The organism is Agromyces subbeticus DSM 16689 (assembly GCF_000421565.1).
Taxonomy (GTDB): Bacteria; Actinomycetota; Actinomycetes; order Actinomycetales; family Microbacteriaceae; genus Agromyces; species Agromyces subbeticus.
In genome coordinates this window covers 1-25,713 of sequence record NZ_ATXG01000004.1, presented here as the reverse complement: position 1 = coordinate 25,713, position 25,713 = coordinate 1, and the positions used below count along the sequence as shown (strand labels likewise).

Here is a 25,713-nt window from a genome sequence, read left to right as displayed (position 1 = left end):
TGTCGATCTCGCGCGATCTCGTTCGACGTCCAGAATGAGAGCGGAGATACCGCCCCGAAAGGATCCACCTCATGCGCACCCTCATCGTGACCGAGTTCATCAGCCTCGACGGCGTCATCGACTCGCCCGGCGGCGGTTCGCACCCGCGTGCCGGCTGGACGTTCAAGGACGTGCCGTTCGTCGAGGAGGCGTACGAGATCAAGGGCCGCGAGCAGGTCGAAGCGGGTGCGATGCTCATGGGCCGTGTCAGCTACGACGAGTTCGCCCCGGTCTGGCCGACGATGGTCGACGACTTCGCCGAGTACAACGCCATGCCGAAGTACGTCGTCTCGTCGACCCTGTCGGACCCCGAGTGGAACAACACCCAGGTGCTGCGCTCGCTCGACGACGTCGCCGAGCTGAAGCAGGGCGACGGCGCCCCGATCATCGTGCACGGCAGCGCCACGCTCGCCAAGGGCCTCGCCGATGCCGACCTCGTCGACCGCTACCACCTGCTCGTCTTCCCGCTGCTGCTCGGCGACGGCAAGCGCCTCTTCGGCGGCGGCGACCCCTACACCCGCCTCGATCTCGTCGAGCACGAGGCCTACTCCAACGGCATCGTGAAGCAGGTCTTCGACGTCGTGCGCTGAGCCTCCCGAAGGCCGCCGCCCTCCGTGTACCCGAACTGGGGTGGCGAAGGCGGCGGTGAGTGGTTGATCGTGACGAAACCGAGACTCGCGAACGCGCTCCGGGAGATATCTTCAGATCCGTGTGTTCGTCGATGTCACCGGCGGCATCCCCCCACCCGAGAGGAATCACAGATTGAAGCAGCGAAGCATTGCCGGAGCGATCCTGGCAGTCGGCATCAGCGGAGTGCTCGCATTCGGAGCCGGCGTGCTCCCTGCGAGCGCCGATGACGGCGTGCCGGCCGATGAAGTCGTCCAGGCCGAGGGGTATCGATGGGCGCTGTCGCCGGCTGATGCGGTCATCCAGCCCGGAGAGTCTGTGACGTACACCGCGACGCTGGTCGACCTCGATGGTGTTCCGGCAGACCCGCAGCCTGCAGTGGCGCCCTATATCGGCACCGACGCCGGCGGCGATATCGAAGACGGCTTCACGATCACCGCCTTCTCGCCCGGGCCGCGCGCGGTCATGGCTGTCGCTGTCATCGACGGTGAAGAGTACTTCGGCGGGACGTCGTTGACGGTCGTCGGTGAGCCCGTCAGCCTTGAGATCACTCCGAGTGCGGCGAGCGTCGACCAGGGGGGCACCCTCACGTTCGCCATCAGCGGCGTCGACGCCTGGGGCACACCGATCGATACGTCATCGGCCTCGCTGACGAGCTCAGTCGCCAGCGACGTTGTCGACGGACTGTCGGTCAGGTTCCCGACGGCGAGCCCGCACACGATCACTGCCCGACTCGGCGAGCTCGCCGCCTCAGTAACGGTTCAGGTCGACCCTGCGACCGTGGCCGGCTCATCGAGCGGTGCGACGCTCGCGGAGACCGGTGTCGACGGGAATCTCGTCGGCATCGTCGGAGCCGCGTTGCTCCTCGTCGGCGCTGGGCTCGTCCTCGCCCGTCGTCGAACGACGGTCTGAGCACTCGCCGGCATCTCAGCCTGCAACGCCCCGACCTGATTCCGGTCGGGGCGTTTGCTGTATCTCGGATGTACTCCAGCGGTCAGGCGCGCTGCGCGCCCGGCAGGCCCGCGGCGAGTTCGGCGAAGAGCTCGGAGGCGTCTTCGAGCACGGCGAGTGGAGCCGCTTGTCCGAGCCACAGCGACTGCAGGTCGGCGCGCCCGCGACGGCCCGCTTCGGGCCGGAATGCGCCGGTCAGCCAGTTCTGCAGGGGGAACGGGGCAATGGCGCCGGATGCCTCGATCTCGCGAATCGCCCGGTTGGCGGCGCCGCGCGCCAGCCGTCCGCTCATCGCTCGGGTCAGCACGCCCTCGTGGGCGGCGGTGGCGGAGATGGCGTGCCGGTGCGCGTCGTTCGCCGCGGATTGGCGCGTTCGAAGGAAGGCCGTGCCGACCTGCACGGCGGTCGCACCCAGCACGAACGCTGCGGCGACGCCTCGACGGTCGGCGATGCCGCCCGCCGCGATGACCGGCACGTCGACGGCGTCGGCGACCTGCGGGATGAGCGCGAACGTTCCGACGAGTGATGCCTCTGGCGGCTCGAGGAACGCGACGCGATGGCCGGCGGCCTCGAATCCCGTCGCCACGATGGCATCGACACCGCCGTCGGCGAGCGCGACGGCCTCGTCGACGGTGGTGGCCGTGCCGACGATGCGGATGCCGCGTTCGCGAGCGCTCTCGATGACCGCGGCCGATGGCACGCCGTAGACGAAACTCGCGACGGCCGGGCGCACCTCGAGCACGGCTGCCCATTGCTCCTCGAAGCTCGGCAGGAGCGAGTCCGGCGATGACGGTGGCGCCGGCTGCGACAGCTCGAGCTCGTCGAAGTACCCGCGCACCGCGTCGAGCGCCTGATCGAACGATGCCGGCTCGCCCGCGGCATCCGGAGCCCGGTGTTCATGCTCGAGGGGCAGCCAGAGGTTGAGCGCGAACGGGCGGCTCGTGGCGTCTCGGAGCGCCGCGCCGGTCTCGGCGATGCGGGCGGCGTCGTACCCGTAGAGGCCGAACGAGCCCAGGCCGCCGAGGTTCGATACCGCTGCGGTCAGTTCGATCGATGAGAGTCCGCCGAACGGGCCGAGCACGATCGGATGCTGCACTTCGAACGAGGTCGAGAACGAGGCGGTCATGCTCTCATCCTCCTCTGCCTCGAGGTCTGTCGCGCCAGCGCGACGCGTCCGACGTCTTCGCTCCCGGCGGCTTCTGCGGTGGGGAACTGGTACCGAAGTACCGAAGTACCGGTGCACCGAAATAGAGAAGTACCGAGAACCGCCGGCCGCCCGGCCGCTGCTAACGGCGCGTGCTGAGCTCGAGGCCGGCGCGGGCCAGCGGCCAGCCGCCACGGTGACCGCAAGCTACGGCAGCCCAACGCGCCCCGCGCTCGAGTGCCGCCGGAAGTGCGACACCTTCGACGCGCGCCGAGATGAAGCCCGCGATGAACGCGTCGCCCGCGCCGGTGGTGTCGACGACCTGGGCGGCGATCGCCGGCTGCTCGAACCACTGCGCGCCGTCGTCGGTCGCGATCGCTCCGGCGGCACCGCGTGTCACGATGGCGGTTCGTGCGCCGGCCGAGAGCGCGGCTCGGGCCCACCCGCGGGCATCGCCGCGCTCGCCGACCGAGCCGAACGCGACGTCCAGCGCGGTGAATCCAGCGGCGACTGCGCAGTCCTGACTGACGACGGGTGCCCAACCGGTACCGTCGGACCGTCGGCCGAGCACCGCAAGCCGCGCACGCAGCTCGTCGGCTCGCGGCAGCATCCCGATGTGGACCCACGCGGCGCCCGCGAGGAGCTCGATCTGCGCGTCATTCGGGAAGTAGTCGGCGGTCACACCGAACTCCTCGCTCTCGAACACGCGATCGCCGCCGTCCACGCGGATCGTGGTGACGGCCGTGGGCCCCGCCATCGTGACGAGGCCCGCGGGGTCGACGCCGGCGCGGTGCAGTCCGCGGGCGATCGTGCGGCCGTCGGCGTCGCGCCCGACGGCGCCGAAGTACGCGACCGGGCGACCATGCCCGGCGAGCTGGGCGGCGACGTTGTAGGCGTTGCCGCCGGTGTAACGCGCCGATTCTTCGCCGACGTAGCGGTCGATGGTGTTGTCGCCCACCGTCGCGATCACACGCGAGACCGCACCCGCGGTCACGGGTGCGATCACGGGTGCAGCAGTCTCGCCTGCGCGCACAGCACGGTCGTTCAACGACGACTCAGTACTGCAGCTGCCGGTAGTACCGGCGCGTGGTGAGCGGGTGATCGCGAAGCACCTCGAGGTGCGCGCTGACCCGCTCGAGCGCGGTGGCGAGCAGCGCAGGAGCGAGCAGCGCACGCACCTCGGGCGAGAAGCCGAGCAACTCGAAGTCGGCCGTGTCGATCACCGTGAGCGTGTCGGTGATGCGCGGCACGAACGCCTCGACGCGCTCGACGAGCGCCCGGCCCGCGTCCTCACCCTTGAGAGCGACGACACTCACGCCCGGCTCGAGCAGTTCGAGCGTGCCGTGGAAGAAGTCCGACGCGTGAACGGGCCGCGTACGGATCCACTGCATCTCCTCGAGGATGCACATGCCGTAGTAGTACGCCTCGGGCCAGCTGCCGCCGGCACCGGTGATGACGTGGTAGTCGGATGCCGCGATCACCCGAGCGAGCTCGGCGGCCCGCTCCTCGAAGCCGCGCTTCACGCCGAGCAGCGCGTCGGGCAGCGTCTCGAGCTGCGCGAGCACCTCGTCGTAGCCCTCGAGCTCGCCGCGGGCGTGCATGATCGAGAGGGCGATGAGCAACGACTGCACCGTGAACGTCTCGCTCGACGTGTCGTCGGCGGCGAAGGTCGTGAGGTTCACGTCTGCCGCCGTCGCGAGCGGCGTCTCGGCGTGACCGGTCAAGGTCAGCACGGTCGCGCCGCGCGCCTGGGCGTACTCGAGCGCCCGAATGCTCTCGAGCGTCGTGCCCGAGAGCGACGGGATCACGACGATCGAGCCGGCTCCGAGCTGGAGTGAACCGGTCTCGACGAGCTCGGCGGGCATCTCGTGGAAGGTCGGAAAGGTCGAGCGCGTCTGGAGCAGGCGCACGGCCGGCTCCATGAGGATGCCGGCGCCGCCCGAGCCGACGAAGAAGACGTTCGTGGCTCCGGCGGCGAGCCGCTCGGTCACGAACGCGTCGATCGGCTCGGCCAGCGCGACTGCGCCGGCCTGGATGTCGAGAAAGCGCTGCTCGTCGAAGTTCAGCATTGGTGGTCCTTTCGGTGGGTGGAGAGTCAGAGGGTTGAGAGGGAAACGGCGCGAGCGAGCTCGCGTTCGACGGCGGCGAACGACTGCTCGAGCGCCGGGCGCGGGTCGAAGGCGTAGGTGCCGTCGCCGAAGAGCTCGAAGGTGAGGCAACCCTCGTAGCCGTGTCGCCCGAGGCCGTCGAGCACCTCGCCGAGCGGCAGTTCGCCGTCGCCCCATGCCAGATGGCCATTCGGCTTGCCGTCGATGAGGTGCACATGACGGATGCGTCCGCCGAGGGCGGCGAAGTAGCCGTCGACGGTGTCACCGGCGGTGGCCATCGCGACGGTGTCGAGCGCAGCGCCGAGGTTCGGGGCGGCGATCTCGTCGAGCATGCGGGCGAGCGTCGCCGCGTCGTTCACGAGGTTCGATTCGACCCGTTGCAGCGGCTCGAGCACGCAGTCGACCCCGAGCGTCGCTGCGTGGGCCGCGATCTCGCCGATCGCGTCGACCGAGCGCCGCCACGCGGCATCCGTCGGCTCGTTCTCGAACCCGCGCCCCGGGGTCAGGAAGAGCAGCGGCGCTTCGAGCTCGACGCAGAGTTCGGCCGCGCGGCGGAACATCGCGATGCTCGAATCGCGCAGCCACGCCGATGGCGACGCGACGTTCACGGGGTAGATGACCTGCTCGGGCGTGAGGCAGTGCACCGAGAGTCCGCGTTCGGCGATCGTGCGCCGGAGGCCGCGGGCCTCATCGTCACTGACCTGCGGGATGTGCAGTTGCGGGGCGATGCCCCAGAGCTCGAGGCGCTCGCGCCCGAGGTCGACCATGTCATCGAGGAAGCGCTCGAACGGCAGGTGCTGGTACGAGAAGTTCGAGCCGGTGATCTGGTCGAGGGTGATGCTCATGATGCGTCTCCGATCTGCGGCAGGCGGGTGCCGCTCACTTGCCGATCCCGTCGGCGAGTCCCTTGATGAAGTAGCGCTGGCAGGCGAAGAAGAGGATCACGACCGGCAGCGCGGCGATGACCATCCCGGCGAAGACGACGGGGTAGTCGGTGCCGTGCTTGCTCATGAGGCTCGTGAGGCCGACCGGCAGCGTCTGCACGTCGGTGCCGCTCGTGAACACCATCGCGAAGAGGTACTCGTTCCAGGCGAAGAGGATGTGCAGGATGATCACCGAGATGATGATCGGCCGGCACATGGGCAGGATGATGCGCCAGAACGCGGTCCAGCGGCTCGCGCCGTCGACCTCGGCGGCTTCGTCGACCTCGCGCGGCAGGTCGATCATGTACGCGCGGATGAGGAACGTCGTGAACGGGATGCGGAACGCGGTGTAGAGGATGAGGAGTGCCCAGAACGTGTTGTAGAGGCCCATGCCCTGGAACATCTTCACGAGCGGCACGAGTGCCACGGTCGGCGCCAGCATGAGGCCGCCGAGCACGATCGTCGACCAGGTGCGGCTGAGCGGGATGTCGACTCGGGTGAGGCCGTAGGCCGCCCAGGCGCTGATGAAGACCGTCGCGATCGTCGAGGTGACGGTCACGAGGATGCTCGTCGTGAGATAGTTGCTGACCCCGCGGTTCCATGCGGCCGTGTAGTTGTCCCAGTTCCACTGCATGGGCAGTGCGAAGGGATTTCCGAAGATCTCGGTGTTCGTCTTGAAGCCGTTCAGCACCATCCACGTGAGCGGGTAGACGACGACCACGACGAGACAGAGCAGGAAGGTCCAGATGAACACGCGGGCGATGACGCCGGCGAAGGAGAGTCGAGTCACCATTCCACCCTTCTGCGACGGTTGAGCCAGAGCTGCACAAGTGCGATGCCCAGCGTGATGATGAAGATGACGGTCGCGATCGCGGCGGCGTAGCCGAAGTCGTTGCGCACGAACCCGTTGCGGTAGAGCCAGGTGCCGAGCACCTGCGTCGAGTTGTTCGGACCGCCCGAGGTCATGACCATGACCTCGTTGAACACCTGGAACGCGCCGGTGATCGTGACGATGACCATGAGGCCCGTCATCTCGCGCACGAGGGGCAGCGTGAGGGTGAAGAACCGACGGATCGGACCGATGCCGTCGATCGATGCGGCCTCGTAGAGCTCCGACGGGATGCGCTGGATGGCCACGGCGAAGAGCAGCGTCGAGTAGCCGAAGCCCTGCCACTGGCTCATGACGATGATCGCGATCATGGCGGTCGACTCCTGGCCGAGCCAGGGCTGCGCCCACGCGCTGAGACCGATCGCATCGAGGGCCGAGTTCAGCATCCCGAGGTTCGGTTCGTAGATGAAGTAGAAGAGGAGGCCGGCGACGGTGAGCGAGATCGCCGAGGGGACGAAGTAGATCGCCCTGAGGCTTCGCCGCCACCGATCGCTGCGGATGCCCTCGATGATCGCGGCGAGCACGATCGCGCCGAACACCTGGAAGACGAGGGAGACGACCGCGTAGAGCACGTTGTTGCCGAGCGACGACCAGAAGATCGGGTCGCCGACGAGCTTCGCGTAGTTGTCGAGGCCGATGAACTCCTGGCTGCCGCTGTAGATGTCCCACTCGAGGGTCGAGAACCCGAGGTTCTGCACGAGCGGGAGGTAGACGAACACCGCGAGCACGACGACCGCGGGGAGGATCCAGGCGAGGCCGAGCAGGCGGCGAGTGCCACGTCGCCTCGGTGTGCGTGGGGGTGGGGCGACGGCGGTGATCGCCGCCGTCGCCCCTTCCACGGGCCTACTTTGCTGCGTCAGAAGCATTTCGTACGCTCTCCAGCACTTCCTCGGCCGTGCTTCCGCCGCTGATCAGGGCCTCGCCGCCGGCGAGCCACGCGTCGGCCACCTCTGGCACCGTCACGGTGTCGAGCCAGATCACGAGTTCGGATGCCTCGTTCGCCTTCGTGATGCCGTCGTACACAGCGACGCTCGAGGTCTCGGGAGTCACGGCGCCGACGACGGTGCTGGGCTGGCCGTATGGCGGCGACGAGAGGATCGTCGCGTTCTCCTTCGACGTCGCGAACTTCATGAAGTCGACCGCGAGGGCCGCCTGCGGCGACTTGGCGTTGATGAGGTAGCCCTCGGGCGAGCCCTCGATGGCGCCTGGCTCGCCGTTCGCACCGTCGGGCACCGGCAGCGCGAAGATGCCGAAGTTGTCGGGCGTGAGGGTGTTGCCCTCGGCGGTGACGGTGTCGAACTCGAGGATCTCCTGGTAGTACATCGCCGCCCGACCGCCCGAGAGCGCCTCCTGCGCCGTCGTGTAGAGCACGCCGTTCGTGCCATTGCCGGTGTCGGTGCACTCGTCGACGAGCGTCTTGAACTGTTCGAGCGCGGCGAGGTAGCCAGGGTCGTCGAGCGTTGCCGTCGCGGGCGAGAAGTCGTCATGCAGCACGTCGCTCGGCACGTTGTAGGCGAAGAGCTGCTGCAGGTAGTGCAGAGCCGGCCAGCCGTCCTTGTTGCCGAACGCGATCGGTTCGTAGCCGGCGTCTCGGATCGGCCCGCAGCTGTCGATGAGCCCTTCGAACGTGGTCGGCACGGCGATGCCGACCTCCTCGAAGATGGCGGTGTTGTAGCCCATGAACTTGCCGTTGTTGTAGAGGGGGATGCCGAAGTACTTGCCGTCGACCTCGAACGCGCTGAGCGAGGCCTCGCCGAAGGTGTCGCCCCACTCCGTGCCGGGCTCGATCACCTCGGAGAGGTCGGCTGCGAGGCCGCCGTCGATGAAGTTCTGCGCCCAGTTGCCGGCCCAGGTGAAGTAGATGTCGGGCAGTGCACCCGAGGCGGTGAGCGTCTTCGTCTTGTCCTTCACGCTCTGGTCGGTTTCCTGGATGAGCTCGACGGTCACGTCGGGGTGCAGCTCCTCGTATTCGGCGGCGAGCGTCTCGAAGTACGGACCGAGCGGCTCGCCGCCGAACTTGGTGAGGATGCTGAGCTCGCCCGAGTACTCGGGTTCGGCCGTGACATCTGCGGCTGGGGCGGCGTTGCCCGCTGCGCATCCGGCCAAGACGAGCGCGGACGCCGCGGCGAGCGCGGCGAGGGCGGGGATTCTCTGTGCGTGCATGGTCTTCCTTTGACTCGGACGAGGCCGACCAGCCGGAGGGGGTCTGCTCCGGCGATCCGCCATCGGATCTCTGTGACACGTACTGCTTGGTGGGCACTGACTCTACACAGAATCTGATACCGGTACCAGTCCCAATCGAAAGTTGCCGTATTGACCTATTTCTTAGGCTGTGTCAGCATGAACTCGACCTGATACCGGTACCACATGAATGAAAGTGGGCCGATTCCCGCTTCGAAAGGACCACCATGCTCGCGACCAACCTGCTCGGCTTCGAGGAGACGACCTTCCGCAGTCAGACGGCGAGCGCCGTCGCCTTGCGCCCGCAGATCGAGGCGGTCGTCGATCGCCTCCACGCCGAGGGGTTCGCGAACCTCTTCCTCATCGGGGCCGGCGGCACGTATGCCGCCATGTGGCCGTACGAGCACCTCGGCCGCCGCAGTTCGACGCTGCCCGTGCGCAGCGTCATCGCCGCAGAGCTCATCGAATCCGGCGACGCCAGCCTCGGCGGCAATTCGGTCGCGATCTTCACCTCGGTGTCGGGCACGACCGACGACAGCCTTCGCGCGATCGAGTACTGCAAGGCGCGCGGCGTGACGACCATCGCCTTCACGGGCTACGCCGACTCACCCATCGCGAAGGCCGTCGACATCGCACTCGTCTCCGAGCCGAAGACCTGGCCGTTCGACATGCAGATGCTGCTCTTCATGACGCGGTTGCTGTCGCTGCGGGGTGAATTCGAGGGTTACGAGAAGTTCGCCGACGAGCTCGCCGTGCTGCCCGACGTGCTCGTCGCCGTCGCCGAGCAGGCCGAGTCCGCGGCATCCGACTTCGCCGAGTCGCACGCCGAGGCCGATTACCACTTCCTGGTCGGCGGTGGGAACCTCTGGGGCTTCACCTATCTCTACTCGATGTGCATCCTCGAGGAGATGCAGTGGCTGCGCACCACGCGCGTGCACAGCGCGGAGTTCTTCCACGGCTCGCTCGAACTGCTCGAGGAGGACACGAGCGTCATCGTCTTCCAGGGAGAGGACGAGACGCGCGCGCTCACCGACCGCGTCGAGCGCTTCGTGAAGAAGGTGTCGACGGATGTCACCGTCTTCGACACCAAGGACTACCCGCTCGAGGGCTTCAGCCCCGAGTTCCGCGGGCTGCTCGCCCCGATCGTGCTCGACACGGTCATGGGCCGGGTCTCGAAGCACCTCGAGCGCGTGCGCAATCACTCGCTCGACCTGCGCCGCTACTACCGCGTCGTCGAGTACTGAACCGACCCGGTACCGACCCGTTCGTGCGGATGCCCCGCCCCGGCCATGCGCCGGAGCGGGGCATCCGCGACCAGCTCCAGGAGACACAGGCCATGCGCGTACTCGGCTTCGGCGACAACATCGTCGACCGCTTCCTCGACCGGGGGCTCGACTACCCCGGCGGCAACTGCGTGAACGTCGCGGTCTTCGCGCGACGGCTCGGCGCGGATGCCGGGTACCTCGGGGTCTTCGGTGACGACGATGCCGGCGCCTACTTGCGCGCCTCGATCACCGGCGAGGGGGTCGACGTCACGCGGAGCCGCGTGCGCGAGGGGGAGAGCGGCATCTCGACCCTGCGCGTGGAGGACGGCGAGCGTACCTTCCTCGGCTGGAACGGAGGCGGCGTCACGGTGCGCTCACCGCTCGCTCTCGACGACGACCTGCTCGAGTACGTCGCCGGATTCGATGTCGTGCACTCGAGTGTGTACTCACGCACCGAGACCGAACTGCCGAAGCTCGCGAACGGCCGCGCACTCGTGTCGTTCGACCTCTCGAGCGAAGACGAGTTCCGGTCGTCTGCCTATCTCGACCTCGTCTGCCCCTCGGCCGATCTGGTGCTGCTGTCGTGCTCGCACCTCGATGTCGAGCAGACTCGTGCGCTCCTCGCCGACGCCGTCGGGCGCGGGGCATCCGTCGCCCTGGGTACTCGCGGCACCGACGGCGCGATCGTGACCGACGGCATCGTGACGGTCGAGGCTGAGGCGCATCTCGTCGATGACCCTTCGACCATCGTCGACACGATGGGCTGCGGCGACGCCTTTCTCGCGGGCTTCATCGTGTCACTGCTCGGTTCCGGCTGGAGCCGTACCCGTCGACCTGACCATGCTGAGCTCGCCGCGGCACTCGGGGCGGGCGCGGATGCCGCGCACGCGCAGTGCTTCGTCGAGGGCGCGTTCGGCCGTGGCCGCTCGTCGGGCGAGGCCGTCGCCGCTAGCATGTGGTGAGTCGGGGGCACGGGGTGAAAGGTCGACAGGGCGGTATGGCGGCTGAACGCGAACGAGTCTCGAGCAGCCCGCCGACCATCTCAGAGGTCGCGACCGCTGCTGGTGTCGGTCGGGCCACCGCCGCACGTACCCTCGGCGGTTACGGCTACGTGAGCCCTGAGCTGCGTGAACGCGTGCTCGCGGCGGCTGAAGAGATCGGCTACCGCACGAACGCGCTCGCACGCAGCATGTCGACCGGGGTGACCCATACGCTCGGCGTGATCGTCGCCGACATCGGCAACCCCTTCTTCGCCGGAGTCGTGCGCGGCATCTCCGACGCGTCACGCGAGCGCGGCTTCGACACCATCGTGCTCAGCACCCACGAAGACCTGGGTGAAGAGATCGCGGCGATGAACGTGCTGATCGACAAGCGGGTCGACGGCGTGATCGTCGCATCGGCGGCAGTCGAGCGAGCGGATGTCGCGCACGTCACCGCTGCCATCGACCACAGCATCCCGGTGGTGCTCGTCGACCGCGAGGTCGTGCACCTCGACCTCGACGCCGTGGTGATCGACAATCGAGAAGCTGCGCGCAGTGCAGTGGACCTGCTGATCGATGCCGGCCACACCCGCATCGGCTTCGTGTGGGGCCCGTCGAGCGACTCGCGGCCGACGACCCGTCGCGAGCTGCTCGCGGCCGCCTCGAAGAACCTCTGGACCGACGCCGAGCGTCTGCGCGGCTACCTCGACGCACTCGATGATGCCGGCATCCGGTTCGATCCGGACCTCGTCATGGTGGGTGACAAGACCGAGCTGCGCGCGACCGATGAGGTCGCCCGCATGCTCGCGCTGCCCGATCGCGCCACCGCCCTCTTCTGCACTGAGACCGATGCCATGACCGGCTCGCTCCGTGCGGTGCGCGCGGCAGGGCTTTCGTACCCCGCCGACGTCTCACTGATCGGCTTCGACGACAGCTCATGGGCGGCCGTCATGGACCCGCCGCTCACGATGATCGAGCAGCCCATGCACGCGCTCGGCGCCCAGGCTGCTGCGACCTTGCTCGCCCTCATCGACGGCGAGGCGACGCCACGCTCTCGGCACACGCTCGACACGCGGCTCGTGTCGCGGGCGTCGGTCGCCCCGCCGCCGGGAGCTGAGAGCAGCCGATCGCGGCCGCGGTGAATGCCGCGGAAGTGTGAACCGATGGCTCGCGGCGGGACTCTCGTCGAGGGAGCCCGTCACGCGCCGGGCATGGTCGCGCGCTGCTTCTCGCGCACGTAGACCTCGCGGCGCACCCGGGCGACCACGTCGCCGTCGCGGTCGGTGATCTCGGTCTCGAACCACTCGAGCACCTTCGCGCCGCCGCGGGCGCGCTCCCGCAGCTCCGCCGTCTTCTCGGGTGACACCGCGAACTGCGCCGTCAGCACCCCGCGGCCGGGTTTGACGAATTCGATCTCGCCGCGGGTGTCCCACACGATGTAGTCGCGGCCGATCTGGTGCATCACGAGCATGAAGAAGTATGGGTCGGTCATGGCCGACATCGAGCCGCCGAACGCGGTCTTCACGTAGTTGCGGGTGAACACGTTGACGCGCAGCTCGACGGTTGCGCTCGTCCAGTCGGTGGCGAATCGCTTCACGCGGATGCCGCTGAAGAGGTTCGGAATCCACAGGCTCATGCCGATGGCCAGGCGTCGGGGTGTTACGGGCATGCTGTCGAGTCTCGCGTTCCGGGTGCGATCTCGCGAGCGGCTTGTCGGTGGTCGACAATCGCAGGCGCAGCATCGTCGTCTCCGGATTCGGTATGTCAGTTCCGCCTCATGACTGAGGCGGAACTGTCATGCCGGCTGAGTCAACGGTGGGCCGATGTGCGTGCGCCGGTCCGGTCGGTGAGACGCCGACCGAGGCTGCCGCGGGTTCCTCAGTTGTGGTACGCCGCTCGGCTCGTCGCGTGGCGACCGCCGAGCTGACCCGATCGATGATGATGCCGATCACCAGGGCGATGGCGATGCCGAGGAGCGCCGCGAGCAGCGGGTTTCCCGAGAGCCACCGGCCCGCGAACAGTCCGATCGCGACCGAGTACACGGCCCAGCTGAGTGCGGCGAGGGCGGAGAGCGGCAGGAACCGCCGGCGTGACAGGCCGGCGGCTCCCGCGGTGACGTTGACGGCGACCCTTCCGACGGGGATGTAGCGTGCGGTCAGGATGAGCACCGTCGCGCGCCGGTCGAGGCCCTCGCGTGCCCATGCGATCGCACGCCGCGCGGAGTCGCGACGCATCCAGCTCCAGCGATCGACCCCCACGGTGCGTCCGATCGTGTACGCGATGTTGTCGCCGAGGAACGCGCCCGCCGAAGCGGCGATCACGGCACCGACGAGCATCGCCCAGTCACCCGTCGCCGCGCCGGCGGCCGCAGCTGCGATGACGACGGTCTCGCTCGGCACCGGCGGGAAGAACCCGTCGATGACGCACACGACGAAGATCACCACGAAGACCCACGGCGACTGCACGAGTGAGAGCACGATGTCGGTCAGGAACTCCATGGCTCCGACGCTACGGACGCCGTTGCCGCCGGCGCGTCCCCCCGTCGTCGCATCCGGGTAGTACCCCGGTAGGGGAATTCGCGCCGGCGAGCGCAGCGAGCCGCCTAGGCTGCCACGGACTCCTCGGTGGCGGCACGAAGACCGTCGACGAGCGAGGTGGTCGGCCGGCCGATGAGTCGCGAGAGCGTGCCATCGGCCTCGGCGAGCACGCCGTTGCGGATGCCCGTGTCGATGCCGGCGACGAAGCCCGCGGTGCCGGCGTCGAGGCCGAACGACTCGAGGGCGGCGACGTGCTCGTCGGTCGTGAGCGGCGTGTACGCCACGTCGCGCCCGACGACCTCGGCGGCGGCGGTTGCGAGCTCGTCGTAGTTCCAGGCGACGTCGCCGCCGAACTCGTAGACCTGGCCGAGGTGGCCGTCGTCGAGCAGCACGACGGCGTCGCCGTCGGCGAAATCGGCGCGACTGGCGCTCGCGACGCGGCCGTCGGCCACGGACGCCGCGATGACTCCGGTCGTCGCCGCGCGCGCGACATCCGCCGCGTAGTTCTCGACGTACCAGTTGTGGCGCACGATCACCGCGGGAACGCCCGAGGCGGCGATCGCCTCTTCGGTGGCCTTGTGCTCGGGCGCGAGCACGAAGTCGGCGGTGCCGGCCTTCGTCGCGCTCGTGTAGACGAGCTTCGAGACGCCGGCGGCCTTCGCGGCGTCGATCACGTTCCGGTGCAGCGCGACGCGGTTGCCGGGCTCCGACGCCGAGACGAGCAGCACCGTGTCGACCCCGTCGAGTGCCGGCGCGATGGTCTCGGGGCGCGCGTAGTCGAGCTCGACGGTGCGGATGCCGCGGGCGGCGAGGTGCTCGAGCTTCGACGTGTCGCGGGCGCTCGCGACGATCGTCTCGGGTGCGGCGCCGCGGGCGAGCAGGGAATCGACGACGAGGCGGCCGAGCTGGCCAGAGGCGGCGGTGACGAGAATGGTCATGGTGTGGGTGTCCTTCCGGTTGCGGTCACTGTCAGCAACCGGATGCCGCGCGCCAACCTTCCCTCGCGACGGTACCCACTTTCAGGTAAGGTACCTACATGGTGGTTAGTCTTGCGCAGATCCGCGAAACCTCAGGTGAAGTTTTCACCGAAGGGTGCCCGACTCGTGTCGTGCTCGATCACATCATGAGCAAGTGGGGCGTGCTCGTGCTGCTCGCGCTGACCGACGGCACGCTGCGCTGGGGCGAGCTGCGCCGCGAGGTCGACGGCATCAGCGAGAAGATGCTCGCCTCGACGCTGCGCACGCTCGAGGCCGACGGCATCATCGCACGCACCTCGTATCCCGAAGTGCCACCCCGGGTGGAGTATGCACTGACCGAGCTCGGACGTGAGCTGATGGAGCGCATGCTGCCGCTCGTCGAATGGGTGGCCCAGCGCGCCGACGGCATCGTGGCTGAGCGCTGAGCGCTGAGCGCTGAACGCCAAGCGGGGCCCGCGGCGCAGAACGCGCGCCCCGGGCCCCGGCGACGGGCGCCTGCTTGCGCCGTCCCGGGCAGGATCTGAATGATGTCTGGCCGTCCGGGGCCTGGCGCGAGCAGCGCGGCGCGCACAGGATGAGGCCCGCTGGGCACAGGCCAGGTCATGCGGACCGTGGCGCTCGTGGCAGGGATGGGGAAGGCAGTGGCGGTCTACTGGGTGAACACGTTCACGCGCATCCGCGACGAGGAGCGTCTCGGGTTGTATGTCGAGCGTGCCGGTCCTGCGATGCTCGCGGGGGGAGGGCGCTTCCTCGCGCGGGGCGAACCTCTCGTCGTGCTCGAAGGGCAGTCGGCCTTGCGCACGACCATCATCGAGTTCCCAGATCTCGATGCGGCGGTCGCCGCCTATCACTCCGAGGCGTATCAGGAAGCGCTGCGCATTCTCGGCGACGCTGCGACCCGAGAGATCCGTGTGATCGCCGCGGCACCACCCCCGTCGACCTGAATCGGGCACGCCGCCAGCCCGGCATCGTTGCGACTTTGAGGTCCGCCCCTCGCTCTGTTGTCACGAGGGCGAGGTCGGCCGTCGAAGCCCCTCGATGAGGCTCGTCCAGTTGTCCTTCCCATGTCCGTGCGAGATCGCGCGGCGATAGTGCTCCTGAATCGCACGAGGCAACGTGAGATCGACGCCGGCGTCTTGGCTGGCGCGGACGACGTGATCGGCCGATGCCCCCATCATCGTCGTCGTGCTGAGATCGCCGGGATACTGCCCGGAATCGATCTGCACCCACGGCTCATGACCTTCGACGACGACCTCTCCTATCCCCACCAATGTTTCCAACAGGCCGGGCATCACGGCCGACGCGGTGAGTCCGGCGCTGCCGAGCAGGGCAGTGGCATGCAAGAGCGCTGAAAGCCCGGTGAGGAACACTTCCAGATGCGCCAGGTACATCAACTGCGCGAGGCCGGGATCGGTGCCGAGATAGTGCGGTTCGCCGATCGTGGCAAGCAACCGGCGAGACGACTCGAACGCGTCCTGGTCGCCGCTGTAGTACACCGACGCGGCCGGAGTGCCGATCATCGGTGCGGCCGCCATAACTCCACCGACAACGAGGCGAGCTCCGTGCTCGGCGGCCCAGGCGGCCGCCTCGCGAGTGTTGGCGGGGCTCTCGGAGCTGAGGTTCACGATCGTGCGTCCTTCGAGCTCATCCGCGATGTCGCCGAGGATGGCGTACATCGCTCGATAGTCGGTGAGGCTCAAGATCAGTAGTGAGCTTGCGCGTAGCGCCGTCGAGGGGTCGGGTGCCAGCGTGGCGCCATCCGCCACGACGCCTTCGGCGCGCGAGGCGGTCCGGTTCCATACGGTCACGTGATGACCTGCAGCGACCAACGCCCGTGTCATGGCTTCCCCCATTGGTCCCAGCCCGATGAGGGTGACTGTGGACGGAGATTCCCTGCTTGCGGCGGTGTTCAAGCCGGCGCTCATTTGTCCGCTCCGAACTCGGCACCCTTGAGCACCTCGGTCAGCACTGAGATGCTGTCGCCGCCGTGGCCCGCGTCGGCTGCGCGTCGCAAGAGATCGTTGAGCGGTGCGTGCCATGCGATGTCGATATCGGCCTCGGCCCCGAGAGAGGCATCATGGGCGGCTCCGGCGATGAAGGTGTCCACGGTCGAAAGCGGCTGGGAGTAGTCGCCGGTGTCGATCTCCTTCGCGAAGATGGGCAACAGAGAGCTGATCATGTCTAACCACTTGGCGGAGAACCGGACCATGCTGCTGACCTGTAGCCCTCGGGATTGCAGAGTTGCGGCGCCTTGATAGAAGCCGACGAGCGTCGGCAGCAGCGTGCCGCCTACGGCCATCTCGTATAGAGCGGCGAGATCGGGGTCTTCGCCGAGGAAGACGGTATCGCCGCCCAGAACGGTCAGGGTCTTCTCGTAGTCGTCGAAGACGGATTGATCCCCGCTGTAGTAGAGGAGAGTGTCCGGTAACCCGACGGCGGCAGGGACGTTCTTGACTGCACCGGCAAGGAACCGAGCGCCATGGTCATCGGCCCATGCGGCCATCTCACGTGCGTCGGCGGGGTTCCCGCTGTTCAAGGTCACGAGCGCGCGCGCGTCCCAGTCAGCGACACTGACCGGCGCCAGGGCGCTACGGGTGTCTTCGAAGGTCGTCAGACAGGTGACGATCAGCGGGCTCGCCGCGACCGCGTCCTCGATCGTCGCCGCCGCGTTCGCACCCTTCGCTGCGAGGGGGCTCGCCTTGGAAGCGGTTCGGTTCCATACAGTCGTCGGATGACCAGCAATGATGAAGGCCTCGGCCAGCGCGGTACCCATCAGGCCGAGTCCGACGACGGTCACCGGCGTACTCATAGCCGCGTCCCCTCGCTGCCTTCACGTTCGGGATTCGCATCGGTGCCGTCGTACGCGACGCTCAATGCCAGCTTCCCCACGTAGTGATCACGAAGCGCACGGTGAGCTTCCTTCACCTGCGCCATGGGGAAGCTTCGAGCGACGTGCGGCGTGAACGAGCCTGCCTCTATGGCGGCGTTGAGGCGCTCAAGCGCGGCCCGGCTCCGATCTCCATCGAAATACGAGATCGGCGCAGCGGGCGGGGTCGCGGGCAGCGGATGGACACCATGCGGCCATCCCACCCGTCCCGAACGGTTGACCGCGCGAAGGGAGCGCTCGGTCACCTGACCGCCCACTGTGATGAGGGCGGCATCGATCCCGTCCGGTGCGAACTCGTCTGCCGCGCCCAAGATGTCCTGAGTGCGACCGTCGACGACCGCGTCGGCACCATTGACCTGGGACAGGGCGACACCGTCAGCGCCAGAGGAGACCGCCAACACGCGGATACCACGCTGGCGTGCCAGCTGCACGGCCATGTGCCCCATGCCTCCGCTGGCGCCGAAGACCATGAGCGTCTGGCCTGGCCCGAGATCGAGCAGATCGAGTCCGCTCAGCGCGGTCAGAGCGTCCCACGCCATCACGCCGGCCTGCTCGGTCGAGAGCCGCTCGGGTACGCGCGCCACATGCTCGGCAGCGACGACACCGTATTCGGCGTAGAACCCGCCGCGCGACACCGGCGTCGACGCCGCATACACACGATCACCGATCTCGAAGCGGGTGACCTCGCTGCCGACGGCCGCCACGGTGCCCGCCGCATCCCAGCCGAGCACGTACGGGAACGTCGAGGCGACTCCGAACGCACCGTCGTAGTCGCCTTGGCGCTCGACCGCGTCCCAGGAGGCGACGCCGGCGGTCTGGACTCGAATCAGGACGTCCTGCTCGCCGACAGCGGGGACAGCGATCTCCCGTGACGAAAGCTCGTCCACGCCCCCGAATCGGTCGAGGACGACTGCGTTCATCTGCGATCGAACGGTCACTTCGCGAGGAAGAGACTCGGGACGGGTGTGCATGCGTGCTCCTTTTGCTTGATTCGCTCAACTAAAGCATAATTGCATGAGCGGATCAAGCAAATGCGCTCGCAGGTCGCGCCTTGAGCTGGATTCGTTTATCGGCTCAAGCGTTTAGGATCAGTGCATGGCAGTCACACACCGCGTCGCGACCGAGACCTCGGAAGCCGAAGGCGTCCTCCTCGACCTCGTGAACGCATACGAACAGGCTTTCGACCTCGCCGCTGCATCCGTGGCTCTGAGCGCAGCGCAGGCGTGCGTTCTGGGTCGGCTCTCCGAGCATCGCCCTATGGGCGGGCTCGCAGAAGAACTGGGGTGCGACGCCTCGAACATCTCGCAGATCGTCGGTCGCCTCGACGGCATGGGGCTCACGTACCGAGAATCCGCTCCGGACGATCGGCGCGTCCGAGTCGTGGCCCGCACTGCGAAGGGGGAGGAGGTCAGCCAGCGGTTCGAGCGCTCGTTCAGTTTTGCGCGAGATGCCCTCGCCCGCCTCTCCGATGACGAGCAGGAACTATTCACCTCATTGCTGCGCAAAGCACTCGCGTCCCCTACGGCTGGACAGGGCTTGCCTGACGGCGGCTCTGCCGACTGACCGGCGCCGTGCGCGGCACGAGCACCGTGCCCCGCGGTCGCATCCGCGCCGTTACGCCATGTTGGCGGCGTACTTGGCGGGGTTCGAGTCGAATGCGGGCCCGCATCCGGCGCAGCAGAAGTAGTAGCGCTCGCCCTCGTGGTCGCGGTAGAGGCCGGCGGCGACCGCCGCTTGCTTGCTGACCCGGCTGCCGACCATGACGGGGCAGGTGGTCAGGTCGTCGCTCGCACCGCCGAGCAGGTTCTCGCGGCCCGCGGCCGCGGCGGCGGGGTTGGGCGCGGCGGTGCTGCAACAGCTTGCGGTCGCCTGGAGGTCGTTCGTCATTGTGGTGATTCCCTTCATGTCAATGCTGTGTGAGGTGGTCGGGCCGAGTGTCACCGGTCGGCGACACTCCTGAACCCGCGCAGGCGCAGGCTGTTGCCCACGACGAAGACGCTCGAGAGCGCCATCGCGGCCCCTGCGAGCATGGGGTTGAGCATGCCGAGCGCCGCGACGGGGATCGCTGCGACGTTGTAGGCGAAGGCCCAGAACAGGTTGGTCTTGATCGTGCCGAGGGTCGTGCGCGAGAGGCGGATCGCGTCGACCGCGCTGCGCAGGTCGCCCCGCACGAGCGTGATGTCGGAGGCTTCGATCGCGACATCCGCGCCGGTGCCCATGGCTAGACCGAGGTCGGCCTGGGCGAGGGCCGGGGCGTCGTTGACGCCGTCGCCGATCATCGCGACGACCTTGCCTTCGCGCTGCAGCCGGGCGACGACGTCGACCTTGTCGCTCGGCAGCACCTCGGCGATGACCTTTTCGATGCCGACCTCGGTGGCGATCTGCCGGGCGACGGCCTCGTTGTCACCGGTCAGCAGCACCGGAGTGAGGCCGATCGCCTTGAACTGGGCGATCGCTTCGGCGCTCGTCGGCTTGACGGTGTCGGCCACGACGAGGATGCCTCGGGCCTGCCCGTCCCAGCCGACCGCGACCACGGTCTTGCCCTCGCCTTCGGCGCGCGCCTTGGTGGATGCCAGTTCACGGCTCAGGTGGAGCGACCACTCGGCGAGCAGCGACTCGCGGCCCACGAGCACGGCGTGGCCGTCGACGATGCCCTGCACGCCCTTGCCCTCGATGTTCGCGAAGTTCTCGGGCGTCGCCAGTGCGCCGACCTCTTGCGTCGCCCCCTTGGCGATGGCCTGCGCGATCGGGTGCTCCGAGGCATCCTCCAGCGCACCGGCGAGCCTGAGCAGTTCGGCATGATCGGTGCCGGGCTCGACGACCACGTCGACGAGCGTCATCTTTCCGGTGGTCACCGTGCCGGTCTTGTCGAGCACGACGGTCTCGATCCTGCGGGTGGACTCGAGCACTTCCGGCCCCTTGATGAGCACGCCCATCTGCGCGCCGCGACCGGTGCCGACGAGCAGCGCGGTCGGCGTCGCCAGTCCCAGCGCGCAGGGGCACGCGATCACGAGCACGGCGACCGCCGCGGTGAACGCCGCCGTCACGGGGAACCCCGCGCCGAGCCAGCCCCCGAGTGCGGCGACCGCGATCACGATCACGATCGGCACGAACACGCCCGAGATGCGGTCGGCCAGGCGTTGCACCTCGGCCTTGCCGGTCTGCGCGTCTTCGACGAGCCTGGCCATTTGCGCGAGCTGCGTGTCGGCGCCGATGCGGGTCGCACGCACCACGAGCCGGCCGCCGGCGTTCGTCGTGGCGCCGGTGACGGCGTCGCCCTCGGCGACTTCGACCGGCACCGATTCGCCCGTGAGCATCGAGGCATCGACAGCGGATGTCCCGGAGGCCACGACCCCGTCGGTGGCGATCTTCTCGCCGGGGCGCACGATGAACTCGTCGCCGATCTGCAGGTCTTCGACGGGGATCTTCGTCTCGACGCCGCCGCGCAGCACCGAGACCTCCTTCGCACCGAGTTCGAGCAGCGTCCGCAGGGCTGCACCGGCCAGGCGCTTCGAACGCTTCTCGAAGTAGCGCCCGGCGAGGATGAACATCGTCACCCCGGCGCCCACCTCGAGGTAGATGTTCGCGGCGCCATCGGAAGGCGCCAGGGCGAACTCGAACGGATGCGTCATGCCCGGTGTGCCGGCCGTGCCGAAGAACAGCGCGTAGAGCGACCACAGGAACGCGGCCGACGTGCCCATGGAGATGAGCGTGTCCATGGTCGCGGCACCATGCTTCAGGTTCGTCCACGCCGCCTTGTGGAACGGCCAGGCCGCCCACACGATGACCGGTGCGGAGAGTGCAAGCGACGCCCACTGCCAGTAGGTGAACTGCAGCGCCGGAATCATCGCCATCGCGATGACCGGCAGGGTCAGCACGACCGAGCCGATGAGCCGGTGGCGCAGCGCGGTCAGCTCGGGGTCTTCGGCATCGCCGTCGCCGGCGGATGCCTCGCTCTTCGAGCGGCCCCTGGGCGCGGGGATGACGGCCGAGTACCCGGTCTTCTCGACCTCGGCGATGAGCAGCGCGGGGTCGTACCCCTCGGGCACGGTGACCTTCGCCTTCTCGGTCGCGTAGTTCACGGTCGCGGTCACGCCGTCGAGCTTGTTCAGCTTCTTCTCGATGCGCATCGCGCACGACGCGCAGGTCATGCCGCCGATGTCGAGCTCGACGCCTGCGGGCGCACTCGGGGGTGCTGCTGTGCTCATGTTGCTTCCTCTGTCAGGTGCGGGGAGGGGCGTGATCTGCCGGTCAGTGCCCGTCCGAGTGGGATCCGGTGTCGGTGTCGGCGTCCGTGTTGGCGTCGGCGTGCGCGGCGCCCTCGCCGTGCCCTGCGTCGAGCACGAACTCGGCCGTGTGCACCTGCCCGTCGACCTGGAAGTCGAGGTACATGAGGTAGCGGCCGGCGGTCGGCGCCTCCGCGGCGAACACGATCTCGGGCCCGGCAGTCTCGCCCGCCTCGGGCTCGTCACCCTCGGCGTGCACGTGCAGGAAGGCGAGGTCGCCCTCGCGCAGTGCCACGAGGTGACCGAACGCGCCGAGGTACGGCTCGAGGGTGGTGAGCGGCTCGCCATCGCGAGCGACGGTGATGGTGAGCTCGCTCGGCGAGCCCGCAACGAGGTCGCCCTCGATCGAGACGTCGAAGCCGTCGACCTGATCGACCTGCGAGGGCTGCGGAACCACCGGCGCGAACTCGCCCGCGACCTGAACGGTGCGAGTGAGCGTCAGTGGCTGGGCCGCTGAACCGGCCGTCGTGAAGTCGGCGAACACGCGGTAGGTGCCCGCCGCCGCCCACTCCCACGGCAGCGACCATGTGCCCGTCGCCTCGTCGAGCGACGGGTGCACGTGACGGAACAGGCTGCCGTCGGATCGGGCCACGATCAGGTGCAGCTTGCGATCGTGCGCGGTCGTGTACTCGGTGACCGGTGTGCCAGCGGCATCCTGAATCTGGAAGCTCAGCTCGCCGGGAGCCCCGACCGTCGCAGGTGCCTGCACCGGAGACAGCACGAAGCCATCGATCTCGAGCGCGAGGCCCTTCAGCGCTGTTGCAGTCGTGGCCGCGCCATCGGAAGCGGTGCTCCCGGAATCGTGACCTTCGTCGTGCCCGTTCATCTCAGTCCCTTCAGTCCACCCGGCGACGACGCTGCCGGGAACGACGGCGCCGGCGATGACGAACGCACCGCCGAATGCCGCAACCAACCCGAGCCCGTAGAGGGCGAGCCGCGCGCCGGTCTTCATGACGTTCGCACCGCCGAGTAGCCGGCCTCCTCTACGGCGGCCAGGATCTGCGCGTCATCGATCGTGTCGGCGCCCGTCACCGCGAGCTTGCCCGTTTGCGCACTCACCGCGATGTCGGCCACCCCGGCGATCTGGCCGACCTCTTCACGAACCGACATCTCGCAGTGCCCGCAGGTCATGCCCGTCACCTGGAATTCGCTCGTGGCCATGATTGCTCCTCTTCGTTCCCGTCGATACCCCGGCTGGGTACCTCGGTGTTCACCATATACCCCACTGGGGTATGTCGCAACCAGGCCACAATCGTCCCGATCCGGCACGCAACGGTGTTTGACACCTATACCCCCTATGGGTATAACCTCGCTAACACCGCCGGGGGTTCCCGGCATCCGGCTCAGGAGGAATTCACATGTCTACCGACCCGTCCATCTCGCCAGGCAAGCGGTGGCTCGGCCTCGTGCTGATCGCCACGGCGCAGTTCATCGTCATCATGGACACCTCGATCATCGGTGTCGCCCTGCCCGACATCCAGCGAGAGCTGGGCTTCACGCCCGAGTCGCTGTCGTGGGTGTTCAACGCCTACGTGGTCGCCTTCGGCGGCCTGCTCCTGCTCGGCGGCCGCCTCGCCGACGTCTTCGGCGCCCGCAAGATCTTCGTGCTCGGCTGGGTCATCCTGATCGCGGGCTCGCTGCTCGCGGGAATCGCCAGCAACGTCGGACTCGAGATCGCGGGCCGTGCCATCCAGGGCGCGGGCTCCGCACTGATCGCGCCCGCCGCGCTCACGCTGCTCATGATGCTCTTCGGCGGCACGCCCGAGTTGCCCAAGGCGTTCGCCGTCTACGGCGCCGCTGCGCCGATCGGCGGCACCGCCGGCGTGTTCCTCGGGGGAGTGCTGACCGAGTACGCGAGCTGGCCCTGGGTGTTCTACGTCACCATTCCGATCGCGCTCTTCGTGCTCGCGTTCACGGCGACGTCGCTTCCCCGAACGGTGCGCAAGGCCGCCGGGTCGATCGACCTCACCGGCGCCCTCACCGTGACGGTCGGGCTCGCCGCCGTCGTCTACGCCGTCGTGAACGCTCCCGAGGCCGGCTGGCTGACGGTGCCGACGTTGGGTGTGCTGGCCGCAGGCGTCGTGCTGCTGGTGATCTTCTTCATCATCCAGGCGCGCAGCCGCAACCCGCTGCTGCGCCTCGGCCTGCTGCGCGAGCCGCTGCTCGGTGCCGCCAACGGGGCGCAACTGCTGCTGGGTGCCGCCTGGGTCTCGATGTGGTTCTTCCTGAACCTGTACCTGCAGCAGGTGCTCGGCGCCAGCGCCTTCGCCGCGGGCGCAGCGCTCCTGCCGATGACGGGACTCGTGGTGCTCGTCATGGTCGCGTGGGCGCCGCGCCTGCTGGCGCGCTTCGGTGCGAAGCCGTTGATCGTCAGCGGCCTGCTGCTGCTCGCGGGCGGACTCGTGTGGCTCTCGTTCGTGCGACCCGACGGCAACTACGCCGTCGACGTGCTGCCCGCATCGCTCCTTGCGGCGCTCGGGATGTCGCTGGCGTTCGTGCCCTCGCTCGGCACCGCGATCAACGCAGCACCGCCGGCCGAGACCGGTGTCGCTTCAGGGCTCGTGAGCACGAGTTACCAGATCGGGTCGGCGCTGGGGCTCGCGATCCTCACGGCGATCGTCTCCGGCATCTCGGGTGCCGACGCGTCGAAGGTCGAGCTCACCCAGGGCTACTCGGCCGCGTTCATCGGCGCCGCCATCCTCGCGGTCGTCGGGGCGCTGGTGACCGCCGCGGCGATGACGAAGCCGCGCGCTGCCTCACCGGATGTCGCCGAGAGCGAGTCGATCTCAGTCTGACGACGTGCCGGGCGGCGGATCCATCGCAGTACTCCCGCGATGGATCCGACGCCCGGCCACCTGCGTTACTGCCCTGAAACGCCCTCTGCGAGGAAGGCATCGAGCTTCGCCGCGATCTGCTTCGACTCGGTGTGGTGGAGGTCAGCCTTCGCGAGTGTCCAGGTGCAGAACAGCGGGAACCGGTTTAGCATCGGAGGCGGCGAGCAGCTTCGACCCCCACGCAGTGCCGCCGGCCCGACCCCCAGGGAGCCCGAGTGACGCACGCCGACGACCAGCCGCTGCTCGGATTCAGTGCGTCTGCGGCTGACGGCGTGCCGCGAGCCGGCCGGCGCAGCGCCGATGCCGGCGGAACGCTGCGGCCGCGCCGAATGCCGACACCCGACTGGGGGCGGCATCCCTCGCCGCGCGACGTGCAGCGCTACTACCTCTGCAGCGAGGAGCCCAGCGGCGAGTTCGTCGAAGTGATCATTCCCGTGACGGATGCCGGTCGGCGCCGTTATTTCACCACGAGCGACGGCGACCGCCTGACCGAGGTCGATGAGGACTACTTCGTCGGCAGGGGCGAGGGCAACGCCCGCTCGCTGCTCGAGCTCGATGCCCGCGAGATGGCGGAGCTGCAGGCCGAACTGAACTTCGTGCGCCCCGTGCTCGGCCGCGATCCGCTGGCCGAGGCGGCCGCGGAGGCGCAGCGGGCCGCCGAGACGCAGCAGCCCGCCGAGGTGGTTGCCGCAGTGACGGATGTCGCAGAGCCGGCCAGGCTCCCGGTGCCGGTGCCGGAGTTCGAATTCGAGTTCCAGTTCGACCGCGAGTTTTACGACGAAGACGACGAAGACGACGAAGACGACGAAGACGACGAAGACGACGAAGACGACGAAGACGACGAAGACGACGAAGACGACGAAGACGACGAAGACGATGACGACGATGACGACGATGACGACGATGACGATGACGATGACGAAAACGAAGATGACGACGAGAACGACGAAGCACCGAGCACTGAGGAGCACGACGTGGTGATGGGAACGAACAGGTTCGAGCAGGCCGAGCCACTGGCATCCGTGGTGCCGATCGGTGCCGTTCCGGTGCCGGTCGCCGCGGTCGTGAGTCACTGGTCGCACGCG

Annotated in this window: 27 protein-coding genes; 10 read left to right on the top strand and 17 right to left on the bottom strand. The window is 68.3% G+C overall.

What is annotated here, in order from left to right:
- Positions 1 to 71: 71 nt before the first annotated feature.
- Both H521_RS0108145 and H521_RS0108140 read left to right on the top strand, forming a co-directional pair.
- Positions 72 to 629: a dihydrofolate reductase family protein gene (locus H521_RS0108145; RefSeq protein ID WP_022892532.1), complete on the top strand. Its 558-nt coding sequence runs from the start codon at positions 72 to 74 to the stop codon at positions 627 to 629.
- Positions 630 to 801: 172 nt separating this feature from the next.
- Entirely contained in the window at positions 802 to 1,578 is a 777-nt protein-coding gene (locus H521_RS0108140; protein WP_022892531.1) for an LPXTG cell wall anchor domain-containing protein, read from the top strand.
- Between the two features lie 82 nt (positions 1,579 to 1,660).
- On the opposite strand, the gene H521_RS0108135 is transcribed toward H521_RS0108140, so the two are convergent.
- From H521_RS0108135 to H521_RS0108105, 7 genes are all read right to left on the bottom strand, one after another.
- Positions 1,661 to 2,743 (bottom strand): NAD(P)H-dependent flavin oxidoreductase, encoded by a 1,083-nt coding sequence (locus H521_RS0108135; protein ID WP_022892530.1) that lies wholly within the window; start codon positions 2,741 to 2,743, stop codon positions 1,661 to 1,663.
- 160 nt (positions 2,744 to 2,903) lie between these two features.
- Entirely contained in the window at positions 2,904 to 3,767 is an 864-nt protein-coding gene (locus H521_RS0108130) for a PfkB family carbohydrate kinase (RefSeq protein WP_211215491.1), read from the bottom strand.
- Between the two features lie 49 nt (positions 3,768 to 3,816).
- The gene (locus H521_RS0108125; protein ID WP_022892528.1) at positions 3,817 to 4,830 is read right to left on the bottom strand and encodes an SIS domain-containing protein; all 1,014 of its coding nucleotides are present in this window, start codon (positions 4,828 to 4,830) and stop codon (positions 3,817 to 3,819) included.
- 26 nt (positions 4,831 to 4,856) lie between these two features.
- Positions 4,857 to 5,714, bottom strand: a complete 858-nt coding sequence (locus tag H521_RS0108120) for a sugar phosphate isomerase/epimerase family protein (protein WP_022892527.1) — start codon at positions 5,712 to 5,714, stop codon at positions 4,857 to 4,859.
- A gap of 34 nt (positions 5,715 to 5,748) precedes the next feature.
- Positions 5,749 to 6,585, bottom strand: coding sequence for a carbohydrate ABC transporter permease (locus H521_RS0108115; protein WP_026482063.1), 837 nt, complete (start codon positions 6,583 to 6,585; stop codon positions 5,749 to 5,751).
- Positions 6,579 to 7,520 carry a carbohydrate ABC transporter permease gene (locus H521_RS0108110; RefSeq protein ID WP_022892525.1) on the bottom strand — a complete coding sequence of 314 codons (942 nt, stop codon included), beginning with the start codon at positions 7,518 to 7,520 and terminating at the stop codon, positions 6,579 to 6,581. Before H521_RS0108110 ends, H521_RS0108115 begins: the two co-directional genes overlap by 7 nt.
- A 4-nt stretch (positions 7,521 to 7,524) precedes the next feature.
- Entirely contained in the window at positions 7,525 to 8,844 is a 1,320-nt protein-coding gene (locus H521_RS0108105; protein WP_022892524.1) for an ABC transporter substrate-binding protein, read from the bottom strand.
- 245 nt (positions 8,845 to 9,089) lie between these two features.
- Between H521_RS0108105 and H521_RS0108100 the strand changes: the two genes are divergently transcribed.
- The 3 genes from H521_RS0108100 to H521_RS0108090 all read left to right on the top strand — a co-directional run bounded on the left by H521_RS0108100 (position 9,090) and on the right by H521_RS0108090 (position 12,249).
- On the top strand, positions 9,090 to 10,106 hold the full coding sequence (locus tag H521_RS0108100) for an SIS domain-containing protein (RefSeq protein ID WP_022892523.1): 1,017 nt from the start codon (positions 9,090 to 9,092) through the stop codon (positions 10,104 to 10,106).
- A 92-nt stretch (positions 10,107 to 10,198) separates the two neighbouring features.
- Positions 10,199 to 11,089, top strand: coding sequence for a PfkB family carbohydrate kinase (locus tag H521_RS0108095; protein ID WP_026482060.1), 891 nt, complete (start codon positions 10,199 to 10,201; stop codon positions 11,087 to 11,089).
- Between the two features lie 35 nt (positions 11,090 to 11,124).
- Positions 11,125 to 12,249 carry a LacI family DNA-binding transcriptional regulator gene (locus H521_RS0108090; protein WP_022892521.1) on the top strand — a complete coding sequence of 375 codons (1,125 nt, stop codon included), beginning with the start codon at positions 11,125 to 11,127 and terminating at the stop codon, positions 12,247 to 12,249.
- A gap of 56 nt (positions 12,250 to 12,305) precedes the next feature.
- Here H521_RS0108090 and H521_RS0108085 read toward each other — a convergent pair whose 3' ends face one another.
- The 3 genes from H521_RS0108085 to H521_RS0108075 all read right to left on the bottom strand — a co-directional run bounded on the left by H521_RS0108085 (position 12,306) and on the right by H521_RS0108075 (position 14,582).
- Positions 12,306 to 12,776, bottom strand: a complete 471-nt coding sequence (locus tag H521_RS0108085) for a DUF4442 domain-containing protein (protein ID WP_022892520.1) — start codon at positions 12,774 to 12,776, stop codon at positions 12,306 to 12,308.
- Positions 12,777 to 12,882: 106 nt separating this feature from the next.
- The gene (locus tag H521_RS22260; RefSeq protein WP_022892519.1) at positions 12,883 to 13,605 is read right to left on the bottom strand and encodes a DedA family protein; all 723 of its coding nucleotides are present in this window, start codon (positions 13,603 to 13,605) and stop codon (positions 12,883 to 12,885) included.
- Between the two features lie 104 nt (positions 13,606 to 13,709).
- Complete coding sequence (locus tag H521_RS0108075; protein ID WP_022892518.1) at positions 13,710 to 14,582, bottom strand: SDR family oxidoreductase; 873 nt, start codon at positions 14,580 to 14,582, stop codon at positions 13,710 to 13,712.
- A 98-nt stretch (positions 14,583 to 14,680) separates the two neighbouring features.
- Here H521_RS0108075 and H521_RS0108070 point away from each other — a divergent pair, with 98 nt between their 5' ends.
- Both H521_RS0108070 and H521_RS0108065 read left to right on the top strand, forming a co-directional pair.
- The gene (locus H521_RS0108070; protein ID WP_022892517.1) at positions 14,681 to 15,046 is read left to right on the top strand and encodes a winged helix-turn-helix transcriptional regulator; all 366 of its coding nucleotides are present in this window, start codon (positions 14,681 to 14,683) and stop codon (positions 15,044 to 15,046) included.
- A gap of 204 nt (positions 15,047 to 15,250) precedes the next feature.
- Entirely contained in the window at positions 15,251 to 15,565 is a 315-nt protein-coding gene (locus H521_RS0108065; protein ID WP_026482058.1) for a DUF1330 domain-containing protein, read from the top strand.
- Between the two features lie 60 nt (positions 15,566 to 15,625).
- On the opposite strand, the gene H521_RS0108060 is transcribed toward H521_RS0108065, so the two are convergent.
- From H521_RS0108060 to H521_RS22255, 3 genes are read right to left on the bottom strand one after another with little or no spacing between them, the layout of a single operon-like run.
- Positions 15,626 to 16,546 carry an NAD(P)-dependent oxidoreductase gene (locus H521_RS0108060; protein WP_022892515.1) on the bottom strand — a complete coding sequence of 307 codons (921 nt, stop codon included), beginning with the start codon at positions 16,544 to 16,546 and terminating at the stop codon, positions 15,626 to 15,628.
- The gene (locus H521_RS0108055) at positions 16,543 to 17,418 is read right to left on the bottom strand and encodes an NAD(P)-dependent oxidoreductase (protein ID WP_211215490.1); all 876 of its coding nucleotides are present in this window, start codon (positions 17,416 to 17,418) and stop codon (positions 16,543 to 16,545) included. The genes H521_RS0108060 and H521_RS0108055 overlap by 4 nt, the downstream gene beginning before the upstream one ends.
- Positions 17,419 to 17,426: 8 nt before the next feature.
- The gene (locus H521_RS22255; RefSeq protein WP_051159230.1) at positions 17,427 to 18,479 is read right to left on the bottom strand and encodes a quinone oxidoreductase family protein; all 1,053 of its coding nucleotides are present in this window, start codon (positions 18,477 to 18,479) and stop codon (positions 17,427 to 17,429) included.
- 124 nt (positions 18,480 to 18,603) lie between these two features.
- Here H521_RS22255 and H521_RS22250 point away from each other — a divergent pair, with 124 nt between their 5' ends.
- The gene (locus H521_RS22250; RefSeq protein WP_022892512.1) at positions 18,604 to 19,071 is read left to right on the top strand and encodes a MarR family winged helix-turn-helix transcriptional regulator; all 468 of its coding nucleotides are present in this window, start codon (positions 18,604 to 18,606) and stop codon (positions 19,069 to 19,071) included.
- Positions 19,072 to 19,122: 51 nt separating this feature from the next.
- Here the strand turns inward: H521_RS22250 and H521_RS0108040 are convergent, their stop codons facing one another.
- The 4 genes from H521_RS0108040 to H521_RS0108025 are packed head-to-tail and all read right to left on the bottom strand — an operon-like array spanning position 19,123 to position 22,955.
- Positions 19,123 to 19,395 carry a YHS domain-containing protein gene (locus tag H521_RS0108040; protein WP_022892511.1) on the bottom strand — a complete coding sequence of 91 codons (273 nt, stop codon included), beginning with the start codon at positions 19,393 to 19,395 and terminating at the stop codon, positions 19,123 to 19,125.
- Positions 19,396 to 19,445: 50 nt separating this feature from the next.
- Complete coding sequence (locus H521_RS0108035; protein ID WP_022892510.1) at positions 19,446 to 21,716, bottom strand: heavy metal translocating P-type ATPase; 2,271 nt, start codon at positions 21,714 to 21,716, stop codon at positions 19,446 to 19,448.
- Positions 21,717 to 21,759: 43 nt separating this feature from the next.
- Positions 21,760 to 22,746, bottom strand: a complete 987-nt coding sequence (locus H521_RS0108030; RefSeq protein WP_022892509.1) for a hypothetical protein — start codon at positions 22,744 to 22,746, stop codon at positions 21,760 to 21,762.
- Entirely contained in the window at positions 22,743 to 22,955 is a 213-nt protein-coding gene (locus H521_RS0108025) for a heavy-metal-associated domain-containing protein (protein ID WP_022892508.1), read from the bottom strand. The genes H521_RS0108030 and H521_RS0108025 overlap by 4 nt, the downstream gene beginning before the upstream one ends.
- 197 nt (positions 22,956 to 23,152) lie before the next feature.
- Between H521_RS0108025 and H521_RS0108020 the strand changes: the two genes are divergently transcribed.
- Positions 23,153 to 24,589, top strand: a complete 1,437-nt coding sequence (locus tag H521_RS0108020) for an MFS transporter (protein ID WP_022892507.1) — start codon at positions 23,153 to 23,155, stop codon at positions 24,587 to 24,589.
- A gap of 254 nt (positions 24,590 to 24,843) precedes the next feature.
- Positions 24,844 to 25,713: hypothetical protein (locus H521_RS25770; protein ID WP_211215489.1), on the top strand; the 870-nt coding region annotated here is incomplete at its 3' end.

Bases quoted from the DNA above. Each gene is read 5' to 3' on its own strand.
- H521_RS0108070 (WP_022892517.1), top strand. From the start codon at position 14,681: ATGGTGGTTAGTCTTGCGCAGATCCGCGAAACCTCAGGTGAAGTTTTC.
- H521_RS0108120 (WP_022892527.1), bottom strand. From the start codon at position 5,714: ATGAGCATCACCCTCGACCAGATCACCGGCTCGAACTTCTCGTACCAG.
- H521_RS0108065 (WP_026482058.1), top strand. From the start codon at position 15,251: ATGGGGAAGGCAGTGGCGGTCTACTGGGTGAACACGTTCACGCGCATC.
- H521_RS22255 (WP_051159230.1), bottom strand. From the start codon at position 18,479: ATGCACACCCGTCCCGAGTCTCTTCCTCGCGAAGTGACCGTTCGATCG.
- H521_RS0108040 (WP_022892511.1), bottom strand. From the start codon at position 19,395: ATGACGAACGACCTCCAGGCGACCGCAAGCTGTTGCAGCACCGCCGCG.
- H521_RS0108030 (WP_022892509.1), bottom strand. From the start codon at position 22,746: ATGAAGACCGGCGCGCGGCTCGCCCTCTACGGGCTCGGGTTGGTTGCG.
- H521_RS0108115 (WP_026482063.1), bottom strand. From the start codon at position 6,585: ATGGTGACTCGACTCTCCTTCGCCGGCGTCATCGCCCGCGTGTTCATC.
- H521_RS0108075 (WP_022892518.1), bottom strand. From the start codon at position 14,582: ATGACCATTCTCGTCACCGCCGCCTCTGGCCAGCTCGGCCGCCTCGTC.
- H521_RS0108060 (WP_022892515.1), bottom strand. From the start codon at position 16,546: ATGAGCGCCGGCTTGAACACCGCCGCAAGCAGGGAATCTCCGTCCACA.
- H521_RS0108100 (WP_022892523.1), top strand. From the start codon at position 9,090: ATGCTCGCGACCAACCTGCTCGGCTTCGAGGAGACGACCTTCCGCAGT.
- H521_RS0108035 (WP_022892510.1), bottom strand. From the start codon at position 21,716: ATGAGCACAGCAGCACCCCCGAGTGCGCCCGCAGGCGTCGAGCTCGAC.
- H521_RS0108095 (WP_026482060.1), top strand. From the start codon at position 10,199: ATGCGCGTACTCGGCTTCGGCGACAACATCGTCGACCGCTTCCTCGAC.
- H521_RS0108085 (WP_022892520.1), bottom strand. From the start codon at position 12,776: ATGCCCGTAACACCCCGACGCCTGGCCATCGGCATGAGCCTGTGGATT.
- H521_RS0108105 (WP_022892524.1), bottom strand. From the start codon at position 8,844: ATGCACGCACAGAGAATCCCCGCCCTCGCCGCGCTCGCCGCGGCGTCC.
- H521_RS22260 (WP_022892519.1), bottom strand. From the start codon at position 13,605: ATGGAGTTCCTGACCGACATCGTGCTCTCACTCGTGCAGTCGCCGTGG.
- H521_RS0108025 (WP_022892508.1), bottom strand. From the start codon at position 22,955: ATGGCCACGAGCGAATTCCAGGTGACGGGCATGACCTGCGGGCACTGC.
- H521_RS0108020 (WP_022892507.1), top strand. From the start codon at position 23,153: ATGTCTACCGACCCGTCCATCTCGCCAGGCAAGCGGTGGCTCGGCCTC.
- H521_RS0108090 (WP_022892521.1), top strand. From the start codon at position 11,125: ATGGCGGCTGAACGCGAACGAGTCTCGAGCAGCCCGCCGACCATCTCA.
- H521_RS22250 (WP_022892512.1), top strand. From the start codon at position 18,604: ATGGCAGTCACACACCGCGTCGCGACCGAGACCTCGGAAGCCGAAGGC.
- H521_RS0108145 (WP_022892532.1), top strand. From the start codon at position 72: ATGCGCACCCTCATCGTGACCGAGTTCATCAGCCTCGACGGCGTCATC.
- H521_RS0108125 (WP_022892528.1), bottom strand. From the start codon at position 4,830: ATGCTGAACTTCGACGAGCAGCGCTTTCTCGACATCCAGGCCGGCGCA.
- H521_RS0108135 (WP_022892530.1), bottom strand. From the start codon at position 2,743: ATGACCGCCTCGTTCTCGACCTCGTTCGAAGTGCAGCATCCGATCGTG.